At 61.5% G+C, this 20113-nt stretch carries 12 protein-coding genes; 7 read left to right on the forward strand and 5 right to left on the reverse strand.

What is annotated here, in order from left to right; genetic code table 11:
* From ACA046_RS14115 to ACA046_RS14125, 3 genes are all read left to right on the forward strand, one after another.
* The gene (locus ACA046_RS14115) at positions 1-2112 is read left to right on the forward strand and encodes a putative bifunctional diguanylate cyclase/phosphodiesterase (protein WP_497676794.1); all 2112 of its coding nucleotides are present in this window, start codon (positions 1-3) and stop codon (positions 2110-2112) included.
* A 67-nt stretch (positions 2113-2179) separates the two neighbouring features.
* Positions 2180-3331, forward strand: coding sequence for a Kelch repeat-containing protein (locus ACA046_RS14120; protein ID WP_497676795.1), 1152 nt, complete (start codon positions 2180-2182; stop codon positions 3329-3331).
* A gap of 72 nt (positions 3332-3403) precedes the next feature.
* Positions 3404-4150 (forward strand): SDR family oxidoreductase, encoded by a 747-nt coding sequence (locus ACA046_RS14125; RefSeq protein WP_076013874.1) that lies wholly within the window; start codon positions 3404-3406, stop codon positions 4148-4150.
* Between the two features lie 116 nt (positions 4151-4266).
* Here the strand turns inward: ACA046_RS14125 and mapR are convergent, their stop codons facing one another.
* The 3 genes from mapR to ACA046_RS14140 all read right to left on the reverse strand — a co-directional run bounded on the left by mapR (position 4267) and on the right by ACA046_RS14140 (position 7686).
* Positions 4267-5676, reverse strand: coding sequence for a GntR family transcriptional regulator MpaR (gene mapR, locus ACA046_RS14130; protein WP_076013875.1), 1410 nt, complete (start codon positions 5674-5676; stop codon positions 4267-4269).
* Between the two features lie 170 nt (positions 5677-5846).
* The gene (ccoG, locus tag ACA046_RS14135) at positions 5847-7262 is read right to left on the reverse strand and encodes a cytochrome c oxidase accessory protein CcoG (RefSeq protein ID WP_497676796.1); all 1416 of its coding nucleotides are present in this window, start codon (positions 7260-7262) and stop codon (positions 5847-5849) included.
* Between the two features lie 184 nt (positions 7263-7446).
* Positions 7447-7686 (reverse strand): DUF3203 family protein, encoded by a 240-nt coding sequence (locus ACA046_RS14140; protein WP_497676797.1) that lies wholly within the window; start codon positions 7684-7686, stop codon positions 7447-7449.
* A gap of 120 nt (positions 7687-7806) precedes the next feature.
* Here ACA046_RS14140 and ACA046_RS14145 point away from each other — a divergent pair, with 120 nt between their 5' ends.
* From ACA046_RS14145 to glgB, 4 genes are all read left to right on the forward strand, one after another.
* A complete protein-coding gene (locus ACA046_RS14145; RefSeq protein WP_076013878.1) occupies positions 7807-8298 on the forward strand; it encodes an MgtC/SapB family protein in 492 nt (163 codons plus the stop codon).
* Between the two features lie 360 nt (positions 8299-8658).
* A complete protein-coding gene (locus tag ACA046_RS14150; RefSeq protein ID WP_497676798.1) occupies positions 8659-10656 on the forward strand; it encodes an alpha-1,4-glucan--maltose-1-phosphate maltosyltransferase in 1998 nt (665 codons plus the stop codon).
* A 167-nt stretch (positions 10657-10823) separates the two neighbouring features.
* On the forward strand, positions 10824-14171 hold the full coding sequence (gene treS, locus ACA046_RS14155) for a maltose alpha-D-glucosyltransferase (RefSeq protein WP_497676799.1): 3348 nt from the start codon (positions 10824-10826) through the stop codon (positions 14169-14171).
* Positions 14168-16402 (forward strand): 1,4-alpha-glucan branching protein GlgB, encoded by a 2235-nt coding sequence (glgB, locus tag ACA046_RS14160; RefSeq protein WP_459028590.1) that lies wholly within the window; start codon positions 14168-14170, stop codon positions 16400-16402. The genes treS and glgB overlap by 4 nt, the downstream gene beginning before the upstream one ends.
* Before the next feature lie 111 nt (positions 16403-16513).
* Here the strand turns inward: glgB and ACA046_RS14165 are convergent, their stop codons facing one another.
* Together ACA046_RS14165 and ACA046_RS14170 are read right to left on the reverse strand one after the other, a co-directional pair.
* Complete coding sequence (locus ACA046_RS14165) at positions 16514-19108, reverse strand: autotransporter family protein (protein ID WP_497676800.1); 2595 nt, start codon at positions 19106-19108, stop codon at positions 16514-16516.
* Positions 19109-19203: 95 nt separating this feature from the next.
* Positions 19204-19965 (reverse strand): PIG-L deacetylase family protein, encoded by a 762-nt coding sequence (locus tag ACA046_RS14170; RefSeq protein ID WP_497676801.1) that lies wholly within the window; start codon positions 19963-19965, stop codon positions 19204-19206.
* Between the last annotated feature and the right edge of the window lie 148 nt (positions 19966-20113).

Here is a 20113-nt window from a genome sequence, read left to right on the forward strand (position 1 = left end):
ATGCTCACCGGTAGTTATTCCCCCGCCCTGGTCCTGATTTCCCTGTTCGTTGCGATCCTCGCGTCCTATACCGCGCTGGACATGACCGGGCGCATTGCCACGGCCAAAGGCCGCGCCGTCTACCTGTGGATTGTCGGCGGTGCGCTGGCAATGGGCGTAGGCATCTGGTCGATGCACTTTATCGGTATGCTCGCCTTTCGCCTGCATATCAGCCTGGGCTACGACATCGGCATCACCCTGCTGTCACTGCTGATCGCTGTCCTTTCCAGTGGCTTTGCCTTGTGGCTGGTGAGCCAGCCGCGTTTGCCAGCCTGGCAACTGGCGTTTGGCGCGCTGATCATGGGCGCCGGCATCAGCGCCATGCATTACACCGGCATGGCCGCGATGCGCATGACGCCCGGCATCGACTATGACCCTACGCTGTTCACCGCCTCCTTGCTGATTGCCGTCGGAGCCTCGGCGGCAGCGTTGTGGATCGCCTTTAACCTGCGGCGCAACACGCCGTATGTGCGCCTGGCCCGGGGTGGCGCGGCGATGGTGATGGGCGTGGCGATTGTCGGCATGCACTACACCGGTATGGCCGCCGCGCGTTTCGCCGATGGCAGTTTTTGCGGCGCAGCTCTGACCGGCCTGAGCGGCAAGGGCCTGGATAACCTGGTGCTGGTGACCACGCTGGCGGTGTTGATCATCGCGCTGCTGACCTCGCTGGCCGATGCCCGCCTGGAAGCCCGCACCGCCGTGTTGGCGGACTCCCTGACCCAGGCCAACCAGGAACTCACCCACCTGGCCCTGCACGACATGCTCACCGGCTTGCCCAACCGCACCTTGCTCGCCGACCGGATTCAACAGGCGATACAGCGGGTGAACGAGGAGGGCGGTTGCTTCGCGCTGATGTTTATCGACCTGGACGGTTTCAAACCGGTGAACGACGCCTTCGGTCACCACATGGGCGACCAGTTGTTGCAAGAGGTCGGCCTGCGCCTGCGGGAAGACTTGCGCAGCCAGGACACCCTGGCCCGCATCGGCGGTGACGAGTTTGTCTTGCTGGTGCAGTTGACCCAGGCCGACGACGCGCTGCGCCTGGCCGAGCGCCAGGTGGGCCTGATCAACCAGTCTTTCCGGGTGGCCGAGCACGAGTTGAAAATCTCCGCGAGCATCGGCATCGCGCTGTTCCCGGGCAACGGCGCCACGCCTCAGGAACTGCTGATGAACGCCGACGCGGCGATGTATCACGCCAAGGGCATGGGCAAGAACGGCTACAGCTTTTTCGACGTGTCGATGAACACCAATGCACGCAAACAACTGCAACTGCTGCAGGACTTGCGCAACGCCGTGGAGCATGAACAGTTCCGGCTGTATTACCAGCCCAAGTTCGACGCCATCAGCGGCCGCCCGGTCGGCGCCGAAGCGCTGCTGCGCTGGGAGCATCCGCAACAAGGCTTGCTGCTGCCGGACAAGTTTATCGAGCTGGCGGAAAAGACCGGGCTGATCATTCCCATCGGCGAATGGGTGCTCAATGAAGCCTGCCGCCAGATGCAGGTGTGGTATGCCAAGGGCTATCACGACTGGCGCATCGCGGTGAACCTGTCGGCCTTGCAGTTCTGCCACGCCGGGCTGGTCAAGAGTGTCGCCAATGCCCTGGAGCGCCACCGGTTGCCGGCCAACAGCCTGACCCTGGAAATCACCGAGACCACTGCCATGAGCGACGCCGATGCGAGCATGACGGTGTTGCAGAAGCTCTCGGACATGGGCGTCGACCTGTCCATCGACGACTTTGGTACCGGCTATTCGAGCCTGATGTACCTCAAGCGCCTGCCGGCCAATGAGCTGAAAATCGACCGCGGGTTTGTACGCGACCTGGAGCACGACAGCGACGATGCCGCCATCGTCTCGGCCATCGTCGCCCTCGGACAGGCCTTGGGCCTGCGGATCGTTGCCGAAGGGGTGGAGACCGATGTACAGCAGAGTTTCCTGACACGCCTGGGTTGCGATTCCCTGCAAGGTTATCTGCTGGGCCACCCGCTGCCGGCGGACAAGTTCATGATGGACATTGAAAAAGCCAGCGCCGAAGTGGTCGACACCCACGCCTTGAGTGGCGGCCAGACCTGTTAATTCTGACAGTAGCGACCGTGATACTGCGGGTATAGAGTCGATTCCAGGAAGCTGACCTGGGATCCATATGCCTGCGCTCATCACCGGTACTTTCACGCCGACAGGTTCGATGCTCGAACCCCACTATTTCCACAACTGTGTGCGTATTGCCGACCAAGGTGTGTTGGTGATTGCGGGGGAAGCTCCCGTCGAGGCTTTAGGCGCGCGTTTCGACCAACTGGCGCCTGGCACACCCGGTCGTTCATCTGCCACCCGCACCATGGCCAGTGTGGAGTTTTATCACCAGGCATCAGGGCAGTGGTCGACGGTTGCGCCGCTGCCCTGTCCCCGAAGTGCCAGTGGTGCTGTGGTGCTGCAGTCGGGCAGCGTGCTGTTGACGGCCGGGAGCGAGTCCGGCCAGTCGATCAGCGACGCGCAGTTGTATAACGTTTCAACCAATCGCTGGACGCCAACGGGAGCCCTGCACACGCCTCGCTTCGGCCATACCAGCACGCTGCTCGCGTCAGGAAACGTCTTGGTGGTCGGCGGCAATAATCTGCAGTCCGGTAGCGGGCAAGTGCAAGACAGCGTTGAATGCTACGAACCGCTCACCGGCCAATGGCAGCGTAAAACCTGGCTCCCCGTCGATGCCATGAATCACACCGCAACGTTGCTGCCCACCGGAAAGGTCCTGGTGGTTGGAGGGTTCTCCGGCAGGCAAAACGCCGCCCTGGCCAGGGCATTTCTGTATGACCCCACCACCAGCCGCTGGACTGAACGGCGGCCCTTGCCCGCTCCCCGCATGCAGCACAGTGCAACCTTGCTGGTGGATGGTCGGGTGTTGATCTGCGGTGGCGCTGATGAACCATTCGGCCCGGCGCAAGACCTGGCTTTTATCTACGACCCGGCCCTGAACAGCTGGGACCGGACACTGATGTGTGTTCCGCGCAAAGAGCACAGCGCGACCCGTCTGGTGACCGGAGAAGTGTTGGTGGTGGGCGCCAGCAGCCTCTCCCAACCCGAACATGCGGCGACGGCTGAGCTGTACGACCCACGGTCCGCACAATGGTCGCTGACCGCGCCGCTCCAGCCCGGGCGTTTCGGGCATAGCGCATGCTGCCTTTCGACGGGGCATGTGCTGATCGCGGGTGTTCGATGGCCACCCCGCATCCGGCGCCACTGTCCAATGCCGAGCTTTTTACTTTGGCGTGATCAACAGCGTCTCCCCGGGTTGACCTGAGCCCATGCAAAACCTGCCGGTCGCAGGTAGTATTGGATCCAACAGCTCACGATGAATCAGGAGACCTTACACATGGACAAAGTCGTCATCATCACCGGCGGCAGCCGTGGGATCGGCGCCGCCACGGCGTTGCTGGCCGCTGCCCAGGGCTATCGTATCTGCATCAATTACCAGGCCGACGAAGACGCCGCCCACCGGGTACTTGAGCAAGTGCGCGCCCTCGGCGCACAGGCCATTGCGGTGCGGGCCGATGTCAGCATCGAAGACGAAGTGATCGGCCTGTTCCACCGTGTTGATACCGAGCTGGGCCGGGTGACGGCACTGGTGAACAACGCCGGTACCGTAGGGCACAAGTCGCGGGTCGATGAAATGTCCGAGTTCCGCATCCTGAAGACGCTCAAGACCAATGTGTTGGGACCGATCCTCTGCGCCAAGCACGCGCTGCTGCGCATGTCGCCCAAACATGGCGGGCAGGGCGGCAGCATCGTCAACGTGTCGTCGGCCGCCGCGCGCCTGGGGGCGCCGGGGGAGTATGTGGATTACGCCGCGTCCAAGGGCGCATTGGACACCTTCACACTCGGGCTTTCCAAGGAAGTGGCGGGTGAGGGGATCCGGGTCAATGGCGTGCGTCCAGGTTTCATCTTCACCGAGTTCCACGCGCTGAGCGGCGACCCTGACCGAGTCAGCAAGCTGGAACCGGGGATTCCCATGGCCCGTGGCGGGCGTGCCGAAGAAGTGGCGGAAGGGATTATCTGGCTGCTGTCGGACAAGGCGTCCTATGCCACCGGAACCTTTATCGACCTGGCAGGCGGTCGATAACGTCATAGCGCCCGTTCGGGCGCCATCGCGGGCAAGCCCGGCTCCCACAGAGATACGCATTCAATGGTGGGAGCCGGGCTCGCCCGCGATGACGTCAGTTGTCTTCACGCAGCCTGTCAAAACGAACGCACAATCTTCCCCAGCGTCTCCATGGCCTTCTCACACGACTCGTCCCACGGGCTGCCGTAATTCAAGCGAATGCAGTTCCTGAAGCGCTGTGTCGGCGAAAAGATTGGCCCCGGTGCGATGCTGATGCCCTGGGCCAGGGCCATCTGGAACAACTTCAACGAGTCGGTCTGCTCCGGTAATTCCAGCCACAGGAAGTAACCGCCGGCGGGCTGGCTGACCCGTGTCTGCGCCGGGAAGTAACGGGCGATGGCCGCGAGCATGGCGCTCTGCTGCTCCTCCAGCGCATAGCGCAACTTGCGCAGGTGCCGATCGTAGCCGCCGTGTTGCAGGTAATCGGCAATCGCCGCCTGGGCCGGCATCGATGCGCACAGTGACGTCATCAACTTCAACCGCTCGATCTTCTGCGCATAACGCCCGGCGGCCACCCAGCCTATCCGGTAACCCGGGGCCAGGCTTTTGGCGAACGAGCCGCAATGCATCACCAGGCCTTCGGTATCGAACGCCTTGGCCGGTTTCGGCGCTTGTTGGCCGTAGTACAACTCGGCGTACACGTCGTCTTCGATCAGCGGTACCTGGTGGCTGCGCAGCAACTCCACCAGCTCCTGCTTCTTGGCCTCGGGCATGGTCGCGCCCATCGGGTTCTGGAAACTGGTCATGCACCAGCAGGCCTTGATCGGGTAACGCTCCAGGCTTTGCGCCAGCACCTTGAGGTCAATGCCATCGCGCGGGTGCACGGGGATTTCCACCGCCTTGAGCTTCAGGCGTTCGAGGATTTGCAGGCTGGCATAAAACGCCGGGGCTTCGATGGCTACCAGGTCCCCCGGTTCGGTCACGGCTTGCAGGCACAGGTTAAGCGCCTCGAGCGCACCGTTGGTGATCAACAGTTCTTCCATTGGCAGCATCAGCCCGCCAACCATGTAGCGCAGGGCGATTTGCCGGCGCAGTTGCGGGTTTCCTGGCGACATGTCGGTGACCACCATGCGCGGGTCCATTTCCCGGCTGGCGCTGGCCAGGGAGCGGGCCAGGCGTGGCAAGGGGAACAGCGTCGGGCTGGGGAAGGCCGAGCCGAAGGGCACGGTTTGCGGGTCCTTGATGGAGTCGAGCACCGAGAACACCAGCTCGCTCACGTCCACTTCGGTGGATTCGTGCACATGAGCACTCACCACCGGCTCGGAGAACGGGCTCGGCGCATGGGTATTGACGAAGTACCCGGAGCGCGGCCGGGCGCGGATCAGCCCGCGACGTTCCAGCAGGTAGTAAGCCTGGAACACCGTGGACGGGCTGACCCCGTAGGTCTGGCTGGCGTAGCGCACCGAAGGCACGCGCTGGCCGGGGCCGAGGACGCCGGAGCGAATCAGTTCTGCGATGTCGTCGGCGAATTTTTCGTAGCGTTTCATTGAGACTCAGTACTTTGAACAGATTTTGCTGATTGAACACAGATCAAAATGTGGGAGTGGGCTTGCTCGCGAAAGCGGTGTGCCAGTCAATCGGTAGGTCACCTGAAAGACTGCATTCGCGAGCAAGCTCGCTCCCACATTTGATCTCCAGTGTTGCTGAACGCTCGGGTTCAGCGATTCAATGGCGCCACAAACCGGCTGTCCGCCGCGCTGTAGATCCACGGTTCATCGACGTCCGTGACCTTGAAGCGGATGGTCTGTGAACTGCTGGCCGGCTTGTCTGCCGTCATCGCCACCGACACCGGCACATCGGTAATTTCCCCCGGCGCCAGGCTGATGTCGGTCTTGCCCTGCAACTGGAAGCCATCGCCGTCCACCAGCTCCAGGCGATAATCCTGGCGATGCTGGGTCTTGTTGATGACCTTGAGGCTGTAGATGTTCTCGATCAAGCCTTCACTGTTTTCGCGAAACATCCCACGGTCCTTGGTCACGTCCAGCGACACCATCGGGCGCGCCACCAGGGCCACCACCAGCGCGCCGATCATCACCAGCAGCACGGCACTGTAGCCGATCAGCCGTGGCCTGAGCAGATGGGTCTTGCCACCTTGCAACTGATGCTCCGAGGTATAGCTGACCAGGCCGCGGGCATAGCCCATCTTGTCCATGATCGAATCACAGGCATCGATACACGCGGCGCAGCCGATGCATTCCATTTGCAGGCCGTCACGGATGTCGATGCCGGTGGGGCACACCTGCACGCACAGTTGGCAGTCGATGCAGTCGCCCAGGCCGACGTCCGCCGGTTGCACGTCACGTTTGCGCGGGCCACGGTTTTCGCCACGGGCCACGTCGTAGGAAATGGTCAGGGTGTCTTTATCAAACATCACACTCTGGAACCGCGCATACGGGCACATGTGCATGCACACTGCTTCCCGCAGCCAGCCGGCGTTGATGTAGGTGGCGCCGGTGAAAAACAGCACCCAGAACAGGCTGACGCCGCCCATTTGCCAGGTCAGCAGTTCCACCGCCAGCGGCCGGATCGGCGTGAAATAGCCGACAAACGTCAGCCCGGTCAGCACGCTGATACCCAGCCACAGCGTGTGCTTGGCCGAGCGTCGTGCAAGCTTGTTCAAGCCCCAGGGCGCGGCTTGCAGCTTGATGCGCTGGTTTCGCTCGCCCTCAGTGACCTTTTCGCACCACATGAACAGCCAGGTAAACGAGCTTTGCGGGCAGGTATAGCCGCACCACACCCGCCCTGCGAACACGGTGATCGCGAACAGGCCGAATGCGCAGATAATCAACAGCGCCGACAGCAGGATGAAATCCTGAGGCCAGAACGTGGCACCAAAGATGTGGAATTTACTTTCAGCCAAGTCCCACAGCACGGCTTGCCGGCCGCCCCAGTTCAGCCACACGGTGCCGAAAAACGCCAGGAACAGAAAGCCTGCGCCCACCACACGCAAGGTGCGAAACAGGCCGGTAAAACTGCGGGTATGAATCAGGTTGTCGCTGGATTTGGCCTTCATCTTCTTTGGATGTGCAGGCTCAAACACTTCTACGGTTCGGACGGGGATTCTATCGCTCATGGTCTTTCGCTCATCAGCCTCCATCAGGCAGATGAACTATGCCGGGCGCTCTGTTTGCATAACAGACTCAGCTATGGCGATAAAAAGCGGATCAGATGGCCTCGCGGTGACGCCCTGCGACAATGTGCTGCACCCTGTAGCGCGCGGGGTGCAGCACTTTTCAGGCAGTGATGATCCAGGTCAATCAAATCACCGAATCACCGTCGGTGGCTTTCAAATGCTTACGGCCGTCGGTGGCGCCTGCTACGGTCAATGCGTCGGCTTCTGCTTCGGTGATGTAGATCCGCTCGCCGTTCAACTCAACGGCCGACATGGATTTGGCGCTGTCGGTAATCACGGTGACATCGGTGCCGGCGAGGCTTTTTTCTTCGCCGTTTTCGTCGACCTTGAAGTAACAGGTCTGGTTTTCGATACGTACGGGCATGGTGCTGTCCTTTTCCAGGGGTACTGAACGTTAGGCGTTGCCCGTGGATGAATGGTTCTGCGCAACTGACTGACGGTCGGCGCTGTCCATTTCGTATCGACCTATTAAAAGGACACGTCCATGGACGCGTGGTGGCATGAAGTCTGGCAAACCCTGCAAACGGAATTTGCCGACATCGGCGATGCCCGGCAACTGACACAAGTCACGGTGCGGTTGCTGATCGCGGCGATTCTCGGCGGCATCCTTGGCTTTGAGCGCGAACACAAAGGCAAGGCGGCCGGGGTGCGCACCCACATGTTGGTGGCCATAGGCGCCGCGCTGTTCGTGCTGGTGCCGAGCATGTCGGGTTCCCAGGCTGATGCCATGAGCCGCGTACTGCAAGGCGTGATCGCGGGCATCGGGTTTCTGGGTGCCGGTACCATCCTCAAGGGCAAGGAAGATGAAGAAGGCCACGTCAAAGGCCTGACCACCGCGGCTGGCCTGTGGATGACCGCCGCCATTGGCGTGGCGGCGGGGATGGGGCGCGAGTCGACGGCGGTGCTCAGCACCTTGCTGGCGTTGGCGGTGTTCAATGTGATGCCAAGGATTGTGCGCCTGTTCGAGAAGGACTAGACGATGACGGGCGGCATTGTCGTCGGCGGCTCCTCCACCGGTGGTGGCTGTGTCCCAGGCGGTTCCTGCTCGGGAATCGGGTCTGGCTCTGTAGGTGGCAATGTCGGTTTATCGATGTTCGGGTCAGGCGTTTCAGCCGGGATCGGGATATTCATCGGTGTGGCCTCCTTTGTGCTTTGCTCTACCGGTGGACAATCGCAGGACGGATTTGATTCCCCGCCCGATGGCGTCATATCCACCTGAACTTTTCAATCGACGGCATGCTCGGAACCTATACGGCCCTGCTCAGGGAGAGCACTGCCGTTTCAGAATTTGGATCAAGCGCAAGAGCGTCCACTGGGCGTTAAGGGGAGATGCTCGATGACTGCTGAAACACTGACCCAAGACGATTCAACCTCCACATTACCGCTGTCCCAGGCACTGTTGCTGCCACGGATTGCGATTGAAAGCACCACTCCGGTTATCGATGGCGGCGCGTTTGCGGTCAAGGCTGTGGTGGGCCAGCGGGTCCAGGTTGCCAGCAAGGTGTTCGCTGACGGCCACGACAAGCTGGCAGTGCTGATCCGCTGGCGCCCGCTGAGTGAAGAAAGCTGGCACAGCGTGGTGATGACCGATGTCGGCAACAACGGCTGGGAAGGGGCGTTCACCGTGACCGCCCAGGGGCCGCATGAGTATTGCATCGAGGCCTGGATCGACACGTTCGCCAGCTTCCGCTACGAATTAAGCAAGAAACACGAGGCCGGGGTACCGGTCAGCCTGGAGTTGCAGGAAGGCCGCAGCCAGGTGTTGCAAGCCGCCGAACGCAGTGACAACGAACTGCGCGACCGCCTGATGCTGCTGCACCACGAACTCTCCGGCCTGCTGGAAACCGAGCAAGTCGCGCTGTTTCTGCACGAAGACAGTGCACATTTGATGACCCAGGCCGATCACCGCGCCTATTTGAGCATCAGCCCGGTATTCCCGATTGACGTGGAACGCGAAGCCGCGCAGTTCGCCAGCTGGTACGAGCTGTTTCCCCGCTCGATCACCGACGATCCGGCGCGCCACGGCACTTTTAACGACGTGCACTCACGTTTGTCGATGATCCATGACATGGGTTTTGACGTGCTGTACTTCCCGCCGATCCATCCCATCGGCCGCAGCCATCGCAAGGGCAAGAACAACTCCCTGACCGCCGGGCCCGATGATCCGGGTAGCCCGTATGCCATCGGCAGCGAAGAGGGTGGCCACGAGGCGATCCACTCGCAGCTCGGCAACCGTGAAGACTTCCGCAACCTGGTCAAGGCCGCCGCCGACCATGGCCTGGAAATCGCCCTGGATTTCGCGATCCAGTGTTCCCAGGACCACCCGTGGCTCAAGCAGCATCCGGGCTGGTTCAACTGGCGGCCCGACGGCACGATCAAATACGCCGAGAACCCGCCGAAGAAATACCAGGACATCGTTAACGTTGACTTCTACGCGGCGGATGCGATTCCCAGCCTGTGGATCGAGTTGCGCGACATCGTGGTCGGTTGGGTGGAAGAGGGCGTGAAGACCTTTCGCGTCGACAACCCTCACACCAAGCCGCTGCCGTTCTGGCAATGGCTGATCAGCGATGTGCGCGCCAAGTACCCGGACGTGATCTTCCTCGCCGAAGCCTTCACCACCCCGGCGATGATGGCGCGGTTGGGCAAGGTCGGTTACTCCCAGAGCTACACCTACTTCACCTGGCGCAACACCAAGGCCGAGTTGAGTGAGTACCTGAGCCAATTGAACGAGTCGCCGTGGCGCGAGTGCTTCCGGCCGAACTTCTTCGTTAACACGCCGGACATCAACCCGGGCTTCCTGCATGAATCCGGCCGCGCGGGCTTCTTGATCCGTGCCGCGCTGGCCACCATGGGCTCGGGCCTGTGGGGCATGTATTCCGGTTTTGAACTGTGCGAAGCGGCCCCGGTGCCGGGCAAGGAAGAGTACCTCGATTCGGAAAAGTACGAGATCCGCCCGCGAGACTTCACGGCCCCCGGCAACATCATTGCCGAGATCGCCCAGCTCAACCGCATCCGTCGGCAGAACCCGGCGTTGCAGACGCATCTGGGGCTGAAACTCTACAACGCGTGGAACGACAACATCCTGTACTTCGGCAAACGCAGCGAGGACGGCAGCAACTTCATTCTGGTGGCCGTGAGTCTCGACCCGTTCAACGCCCAGGAGGCCAATTTCGAGTTGCCGCTGTGGGAGATGGGCCTGCCGGATGACGCCCAGACCCAAGGCGAAGACTTGATGACCGGCCACCGTTGGACCTGGTACGGCAAGACCCAGTGGATGCGCATCGAGCCGTGGCAACAGCCGTTTGGCATCTGGCGCATTACCGTTTCCTGAAGCTGATCTCCAATCCAAAGGAGATCTAATGTGGGAGCTGGCTTGCCTCCGATAGCGGTGTGTCAGTGCAGATGATACTGGCTGATCCACCGCTATCGCAGGCAAGCCAGCTCCCACATTGACCGAGTTCCTTCAGGCAGAATTTTTCGAATTCCCAGGAGTTTCCAATGGCGAAGAAACCCAAGGCTGCCACCTTTATCAAAGACCCGCTCTGGTACAAGGACGCGGTGATTTATCAGGTTCACGTCAAATCCTATTTCGACTCCAACAACGACGGCATCGGTGATTTTCCCGGGCTGATCGCCAAGCTTGACTACATCGCCGACCTCGGCGTGAACACCATCTGGCTGCTGCCGTTCTATCCCTCGCCACGCCGTGATGATGGCTACGACATCGCCGAGTACCGTGGCGTGCACAGCGACTACGGAACCATGGCCGACGCCAAGCGCTTTATCGCCGAAGCCCATAAACGCGGGTTGCGGGTCATCACCGAACTGGTGATCAACCACACCTCGGACCAACACCCATGGTTCCAGCGCGCTCGCAAGGCCAAGCCGGGTTCGGCAGCGCGGGACTTCTACGTGTGGTCCGATGACGACCAGAAATACGACGGCACCCGCATCATTTTCCTCGACACCGAAAAGTCCAACTGGACCTGGGACCCGGTCGCCGGCCAATACTTCTGGCACCGCTTCTATTCCCACCAGCCGGACCTCAACTTCGACAACCCGCAGGTCATGAAAGCCGTGCTGTCGGTGATGCGCTACTGGCTCGACATGGGCATCGACGGCCTGCGCCTGGATGCCATCCCGTACCTGATCGAACGCGACGGCACCAACAACGAAAACCTCCCGGAAACCCACGATCTGCTCAAGCAGATCCGCGCCGAGATCGATGCCAACTACACCGACCGCATGCTCCTGGCCGAAGCCAACCAATGGCCGGAAGACACCCAGTTGTACTTCGGGGACAAAAAGGGCGATGACGGCGACGAATGCCACATGGCGTTCCACTTCCCGCTGATGCCGCGCATGTACATGGCGCTGGCCCAGGAAGACCGTTTTCCGATTACCGATATCCTGCGCCAGACCCCGGAGATCCCGGCCAATTGCCAATGGGCAATCTTCCTGCGCAACCACGATGAACTGACCCTGGAAATGGTCACCGACAAAGAGCGCGACTACCTCTGGAACTACTACGCCGCCGACCGCCGTGCGCGCATCAACCTGGGGATTCGCCGGCGCCTGGCGCCGTTGATGGAGCGTGACCGCCGCCGCATCGAGTTGCTCAACAGCCTGCTGTTGTCGATGCCTGGCACGCCGACCCTGTACTACGGCGATGAAATCGGCATGGGCGACAACATCTACCTCGGCGACCGCGACGGCGTGCGCACGCCGATGCAATGGTCCATCGACCGCAACGGCGGCTTCTCCCGCGCCGACCCGGCCAGCTTGGTATTGCCGCCGATCATGGACCCGCAATACGGCTACCAGTCGGTCAACGTCGAAACCCAGACCCAAGACCCGCACTCGTTGCTGAACTGGACCCGACGCATGTTGGCCGTGCGTAAACAGTCCAAGGCCTTCGGTCGCGGCAGCCTGAAAATGCTCTCGCCCACCAACCGCCGCATCCTGGCGTATACCCGCGAATTCGTGGGCGAGGACGGCAAGAATGAAATCATCCTGTGCGTGGCCAACGTTTCCCGCAGCGCCCAGGCCGCCGAACTCGATCTTTCAGCGTTCGCTGGCATGGTCCCGGTGGAGATGCTCGGCGGCAATGCATTCCCGCCCATTGGCCAGCTGAATTTCCTGCTGACCCTGGCACCGTACGGCTTCTATTGGTTCGTGCTTGCGGCGGAAAACCAGATGCCGAGCTGGCACGTGGAGCCGGCGCAAAGCATCCCGGACTTCACTACCCTGGTGCTGAAGAAACGCATGGAAGAACTGCTCGAAGCACCGTGCCGCGCCACCCTGGAACAAAATGCCTTGCCGGCGTGGCTGCCCAAGCGCCGCTGGTTTGCCAGCAAGGACACGGCAATCGATGCCGTGCACATCGCCTACGGCGTGCGCTTTGGCGACCCGCAGCATCCGGTGTTGCTCAGTGAAATCGAAGTCACCAGTGCCGGGCAGGTCAGCCGCTATCAACTGCCGTTCGGCTTCCTCGGCGAAGACCAGTTCACCAGCGCCTTGCCGCAACAACTGGCGCTTGCCCGTGTGCGGCGAGTGCGTCAGGTGGGCTTGGTGACCGATGCCTTCAGCCTCGACACCTATATCCGCGGCGTGATCCAAGGCCTGCAGGCCAAAACCGTCCTCGACTCCACCGATGGCGAGATTCGCTTCGAGCCCACGGCGCAGTTGGCCAAACTGGAATTGAACGACGAGTCGGAAGTGCGCTACCTCGCCGCCGAACAGTCCAACAGCTCAGTGGTGGTGGGCGGCAGCCTGGTGCTCAAGTTGATTCGTAAAGTCAGCGCCGGGGTTCACCCGGAACTGGAAATGGGCGCCTACCTGACCGAAGCCGGCTACGAACATATCTCGCCGCTGCTGGGTTCGGTGATTCGCCATGACGCCGACGGCCAGGACAACCTGCTGATGATTGCCCAAGGCTACCTCAGCAACCAGGGCGACGCGTGGGGCTGGACTCAGAACAACCTGGAACGGGCGATTCGCGACGAACTGGCCGAAGCCATCTCCGAGCAGGAACAGCACTACAACGCCCTCGGTGAACTGGCGGATTTTGCCGGTTTGCTCGGCCAGCGCCTTGGTGAAATGCATCAAGTGCTGGCAGCACCGACCGCCAACAAGGCCTTCAAGCCCGAAGTTACGTCCCTCAAGGACAGCCAGGGCTGGGCCAAGCACGTGGGCGCACAAATCGACCGCGCGTTGCAGTTGCTTAAGCAGCATCAAACCAAGTTGAACCCTGCCGATCAGGCATTGGTCAGTGCTTTACTGGATCAGAAAAAGGCCATCGCCAGTCACGTTCAGGACCTGGCCAAAGCCACGGTGGGCGGGTTGCGCATTCGCGTGCATGGCGACCTGCACCTGGGCCAGGTACTGGTGGTGAAAGGTGATGCCTACCTGATCGACTTCGAGGGCGAACCGGCGCGGCCGCTGCATGAACGTCGCGGCAAACACAGCCCGTACAAGGATGTGAGCGGGGTGCTACGGTCGTTTGATTACGCGGCGGCCATGGCGGTGAATGTACAGGGCGTCGATCAGTCGCCTGAGGCCAATGCGTCCCGGCAACGGGTCGCGGATCGCTACTTGCTTGAAGCCAGGCAGGCATTTATCCAGGCCTATCACGCTGCCACGACTACACTGGCCCATGACTGGCAGGATGCCAAAGGCCAGGACGCAGCGCTGGCGTTGTTCAGCCTGGAGAAGGCCGCGTACGAAGTGGCCTACGAAGCAGAGAATCGTCCCAGCTGGTTGCCGGTGCCGTTGCAAGGTTTGCACGGGCTGCTCAGCGGGCTGAAACCATTATCGAAAACTGCACGCGGTGGGGAGTCGTCATGAGTTTTACAAGCAAAGAACCGCTGCAGCCAAAGTTGAGTGTGATGCCAGCGTCCAAGGACATCGAAGCGTTGGTGCGCGCAGAGCACCATGACCCGTTCTCGATCCTTGGGCCCCACGATGACGAACAGGGCGGCCAGTACATTCGCGCCTTCCTGCCGGAAGCCTTGAGTGTCCAGGTGCTGGCCCGTGACAGCGGCGAGCACATCGGCAGCCTCGATGCGACCCAGGTGCCCGGTTTGTTTGTCGGGCATTTCGGCACCCGCCAGGCGTACCTGCTGAAGATCCAGTGGGCCGGTGGCGAACAGATCACCGAAGACCCCTACAGCTTCAGCCAGTTGCTGCTGGGCGAGATGGATTTGTACCTGTTCGCCGAAGGTAATCATCGTGACCTGAGCAGTTGCCTCGGCGCGCAAGTGACCAGCGTCGACGGTGTCCAGGGTGTGCGCTTCGCAGTATGGGCACCGAATGCCCGCCGAGTATCGGTGGTGGGCGACTTCAATATATGGGACGGGCGCCGGCATCCGATGCGCCTGCGCCATCCGTCCGGGGTCTGGGAAATCTTCATCCCGGGCCTGCAACCTGGCGCGGCTTACAAGTACGAAATTCTGGGTGCCCACGGGATCCTGCCGCTCAAGGCCGACCCCATGGCCCTGGCCACGCAGATGCCGCCGGATACGGCCTCCAAAGTCGCTCCGCCGCTGCAAGTCGACTGGCAGGACCATGACTGGATGCAATCGCGCGGCGAGCGGCAAAAACCCAGCGCTCCGCTGTCGATCTACGAGTTGCATGCGGGTTCCTGGCAGTGCGAACTGGACGAAGTCGGCGAAGTGTCGCGCCAATACAGTTGGCGCGAGCTGACCGAGCGCTTGATTCCGTACGTGCAGCAGTTGGGCTTCACGCACATCGAACTGATGCCGATCATGGAGCACCCGTTTGGCGGCTCCTGGGGCTATCAGGCGCTGTCGCAATTTGCACCCACGGCGCGTTTTGGCTCGCCGGAGGATTTCGCGTACTTCGTCAATGCCTGCCACCAGGCCGACATCGGCGTGATCCTCGACTGGGTGCCAGCGCATTTTCCCACCGACACCCATGGCCTGGCGCAATTCGACGGCACCGCGCTGTACGAATACGCCAACCCGCTGGAAGGCTTCCACCAGGATTGGGACACCCTGATCTACAACCTCGGGCGCACCGAAGTCCATGGCTTCATGCTGGCGTCGGCGCTGCACTGGCTCAAGCACTTCCATATCGACGGTCTGCGGGTGGATGCCGTGGCGTCGATGCTGTATCGCGACTATTCGCGCAAGGCCGGTGAATGGGTGCCGAACCGCCACGGCGGTCGTGAAAACCTCGAAGCCATCGACTTCCTGCGTCACCTCAACGACGTGGTCGCCCTGGAAGCCCCAGGCGCACTGGTGATCGCCGAGGAATCCACCGCATGGCCCGGCGTGAGCCAGCCGACCCAACAGGGCGGCCTGGGTTTCAACTACAAATGGAACATGGGCTGGATGCACGATTCGCTGCACTATATCCAGCAAGACCCGGTGTACCGCGCCCACCATCACAACGAGCTGAGTTTTGGCCTGGTGTACGCCTGGTCCGAGCGTTTTATCCTGCCGATTTCCCACGATGAAGTGGTGCACGGCAAACACTCGCTGATCGACAAGATGCCCGGCGACCGCTGGCAGAAGTTTGCCAACCTGCGGGCTTACCTGAGCTTCATGTGGATGCACCCGGGCAAGAAGCTGCTGTTCATGGGCTGCGAGTTCGGCCAATGGCGCGAGTGGAACCACGATCAGCAACTGGACTGGTACCTGCTGCAATACCCTGAACACCGGGGCGTGCAGAAACTGGTGGGCGACCTCAACCGCCTGTACCGCGAAGAACCTGCGCTGCACGACCAGGACGACGCGCCACAGGGCTTCCAGTGGCTGATCGGCGACGACGCGATCAACAGCGTCTACGCCTGGCTGCGCTGGAGCAAGGACGGCAGGCCGGTGCTGGTGGTGGCCAACTTCACGCCGGTACCACGCGAGGCCTACAAGGTCGGCGTACCATTCGCCGGGCGCTGGAGCGAAGTGATCAACAGCGATGCCGACACCTATGCCGGTTCCAACTTTGGCAACGGTGGCGGGGCGTTTACGGAGGACGAGCCCAAGCATGGGCAGCCGTTGTCGCTGTCGCTGAACCTGCCGCCGTTGGGCGTGCTGATCCTGCGACCGGACGCCTGACAAGCCTCTTGTAGGAGCGAGCTTGCTCGCGAAGATCGTTAACGATAACGCGGCTAATCTGGATGAGCGCGGTGTCTTGATGTTTTTCGCGAGCAAGCTCGCTCCTACAGGTTAGAAGTCGACCCTTATGCCAATCGTGCCCTTGCGCCCATTCAGCTGATTGCTATCCAGATTGCTGTTGTACCCCACCTCGCCATACACACTGATCGTGCTCGATACCTGCAGCGTCGCCCCGGTGCTGACGTCCAGCGTGGTGGATTTTTGTTCGGTGTTGATGTCCGTGCTGTCATTGAACGTGACGGTGTTATCCCCGGCGCTGGCGTGCCACACGCTGGTACGCACATAAGGCAGCAAGGGCATGTCGCTCACGCTGTAGCTGCCCTTGAGACGAATACCAAGGCGGGTGACGACGTTAGTGTCGGCGCTGAATGAGACATCTGAAATGCCGTCGTTCTGACGCTCCAGATAGCTGCGATCGACGATCACCTGGGCCTGCGGCTCAACCTCCCAGTGTTCAGACACCGCAAACGGCATTCCCACCTCCACGGACCCCAGTACGTTGTGGCCCTTGGTCGGCAGTTTGAGGCCCCGGTCGGATTCACTGTGGCCATCGAACCGTGTACCCATCAGCACGAAATCGATATAGGCGCGGTTGGCGCCGATGAGCGTCCAATACGCGCCCAAACTGTCACCGCGCAGGGTGGTGTTGCCGGCGTCCTTGCCTTGAAAACCGCCATTGAATCCCGCCACATTGCCCCTCAGGCGGCTGTGGCCGACAAAGAATCCGAAGCGTTGGGTCAGGCCAGCGTCGTCGGTCCAGGCATACAGGTCAGTGCCAACCTGGAAACCGGATATCGAGCTGTTCAGCGATGGGCTGACGGTGCCGGCGAATGATTGCCGCGTGCTACTGCCATACACCCGGCCCCAACCGGCCGCTAAAGCCCCAGGTTGCCGTTGCAGGCGTTGGTCACCCATGCGTTCGTGGTAGGTGCCCAGCATGCCTTGGACCATCTGTTGTACGGCGGGAAACAGCACGGCGTACACCGGGACTTCCGGGCGATAGATCGGTATCGGTTCTTCGCCTGGGAAAATCCCCGGAAGGTCTGGTGTGCCATCGGCGGGGACGGGGGGGAGGATGCCCACTGGGTCGTCAGGATCCTCAGGGTCGCCAGGGTTGGGCAGCGGCGGCGCCACCACCGCGGACCGCAGGAACCAGTTTTGCCCGGTGCCCGGCGTCACGCCACCTTTGAACAGGTAGTACTCGTAGGCGCCTGCGGAAACGGCACCACCGCGCAGGGTAAACGCCAGGTCGCTGCTCGTGGCACCGTTAAGCGCCTCAACCACCTGAATGCCGTTTTGCAGGGTAATGGCGCCGGGGCCGGCAAGGTTGGTGACCGTGACGGTGGTGCCGCCTTGCAGCGTGCCCTGGCTGACTACCAGCTTGTCACTGGCCGAACCGTCGGCGCCGAGCACCGATTGCAGCGCCAGTTCGCCGCCATTGCCGGTGTAGTTGCCGTTGACGGTCAGGCTATCGGTCGCGCTGGAACTGCCGGTGGTCATGTCGATCAGGCCACCGTTGTTCAGGGTGGCTTGTTGCCCGCCCGTGAAGGGGCTGATGCTGCCTTGGGTCACCTGGAGGGCGGCGCTGCCAAAAATGTTCATCGTGCCGGTGGCCGTAGCGCTGTCACCGAGCTTGAAGTCGCCACCCAGGGTCAGGCGCGAATTGTTGTCCAGGTTGACCGTTTCCCAATTGATATAGCGGGTTGGCGTGGCGGATTGGGTATTGTCGAAGGTCAGGGTGTCATTACCCAAACCACCGTCCAGCCGCGGTGTAGAGGCCAGGGTGGTGTCTGTCAGGTTGAGCAGGAAACCCTTGTCAGCACCGTCGCCCATGAGGATTTCCTTGTGGATCAGGCCACCGCCCTCCCAAGTGAACTCATCGTCGCCAAAACTGGCGAGGATCTGCCCACCTATCTCGCCGCCGCTGACTTTGATGATGTCGTTGCCGCCGCTGACACTGATGTTGCCACCGACGGTTCCTCCGGAAACCAGGAGGGTATCGTTTCCGAAGCCGGTAACCAGATTGCCAAAGATTTCTCCACCCCTCAGGTCGAACAGGTTGTTGTCGAGCTTCATGTCGACCCGTCCGATGCTGCCACCGGTCATCAGCGCTACATCGCCATCTTCAAAGGCGCCGACAATCCTGCCGCTGCTCATGGTGAACTCGTCATGACCGTCGCCCTGAGCCAGTGAGGCGACGGTGCCACCGCTCTGGAAGTACTGGTCAACCCCATCACCCTGGGAGATTGCACCGGCACTGCCCCCGCTGACTTGCGCAATATCACTGCCCGCGCCTTGAGTCACCGTGCCGGAAATATTGCCATTGAACAGCTGGAAGATGTTTCTTCCGTCGCCTTGGTTGATCGCGCCATTGATCGCGCCGGAATCCATCGTGACCCGATCATCACCCGCGCCATAGGTCACGTTACCGACAATGATGCCGGTGCCGCCGACGGGGAACTCCAGGACGTTGCTTCCTTGTAAATCCGTCAGCGCGCCGGCGCTGCCATCGCGGCAAAGGGTGGTGTCGTCGCCAGCGGTTATGACCAGCGTACAGGCGGCTTGCGCGGGGAGGGGCCAATTGAGCAACAGCGTCGTCACGCTGCAGACGCCCAGATACGTCACTGATGAAAACCGTGTGCTCATGATTCGCCCTCCCTGCAAGCCGGTGTTCCAAGCTAGCCACACAGAGAGAGCGTTCGCTACTGTCAGAAATTACAGGTATAGACGAGTGGGTGCGCCTACAAAAATACAATCTCATACGGCTCACGCATGCGCTCCAGCAGCACTTGAGCCAGATTCGGCGCCAGGCCGATTTCCGGGTCGCCCGCCAATTGGCTGGCATAGGCATGGGCAGCATGCAGCTTGCGGGCGACGCTCCAGGTGTCGAGCCGGACTTTGCGCGCGCGCTGCCAGGGGATTGCGGCGGTCTCTCGCGCGGGCCAATGCCAGGCCCAGATCGGCAGTTCATTCAGGTGCACGCCTTTGAGCGCACAGGCTTTGGCAGCGGCGCGGCCGACGGCGTCATGGTCGTCATTGCCGTCATTGCGCCAGGTCGTGAACACCACGTCGCCGGGTTGCAGGTAGCGCGCGATGAACTGGCTCATCTGCTGTTCCCGCGCCGCCAGGGCGTTGTCGGCAAAGCCGCCGCGAATCCATTTCAGGCTGTGCAGGGGCACCCCCAGGCGGCGCAGGGCTTCCACACTTTCCTGGGGCCGCACCACGCTCAAGCGTTTGGCCGGCCACACGCTGGACCCCGGGTGGCTGGCGCTGCCGTCGGTAATCGAGATCAGTTGCAGAGGATATTCAAGGGTGCTGAGCAATTGCAGCAGACCGCCACAGGCGATCACTTCGTCGCCGGGATGCGGGGCGATGACCACCACGCGAGCGCCGGCAGGTACCAGGGTTGCGGGATTGATGGCAGGGATTTGCGCGAGTTGCGGGGCGCTGTTCCAGATTTGCGCGGGGCCCCGGCGGTTGTCACTTAACAGTGCAGGCTTCATGAGTGTCACGTCCTTGTTCATCGGTGGTGCAGGCCGTACCCCGTTGACGGGACGGCTCTTGTGGTTCGCGAGCGTCATCCAATGCACGCTCGCGGCGCGACGGCGTTCCAACCCTGGATTGCCGTGCAAGGAATAGTGATGATAGTTA

It is taken from the genome of Pseudomonas sp. LBUM1641 (genome assembly GCF_059716235.1).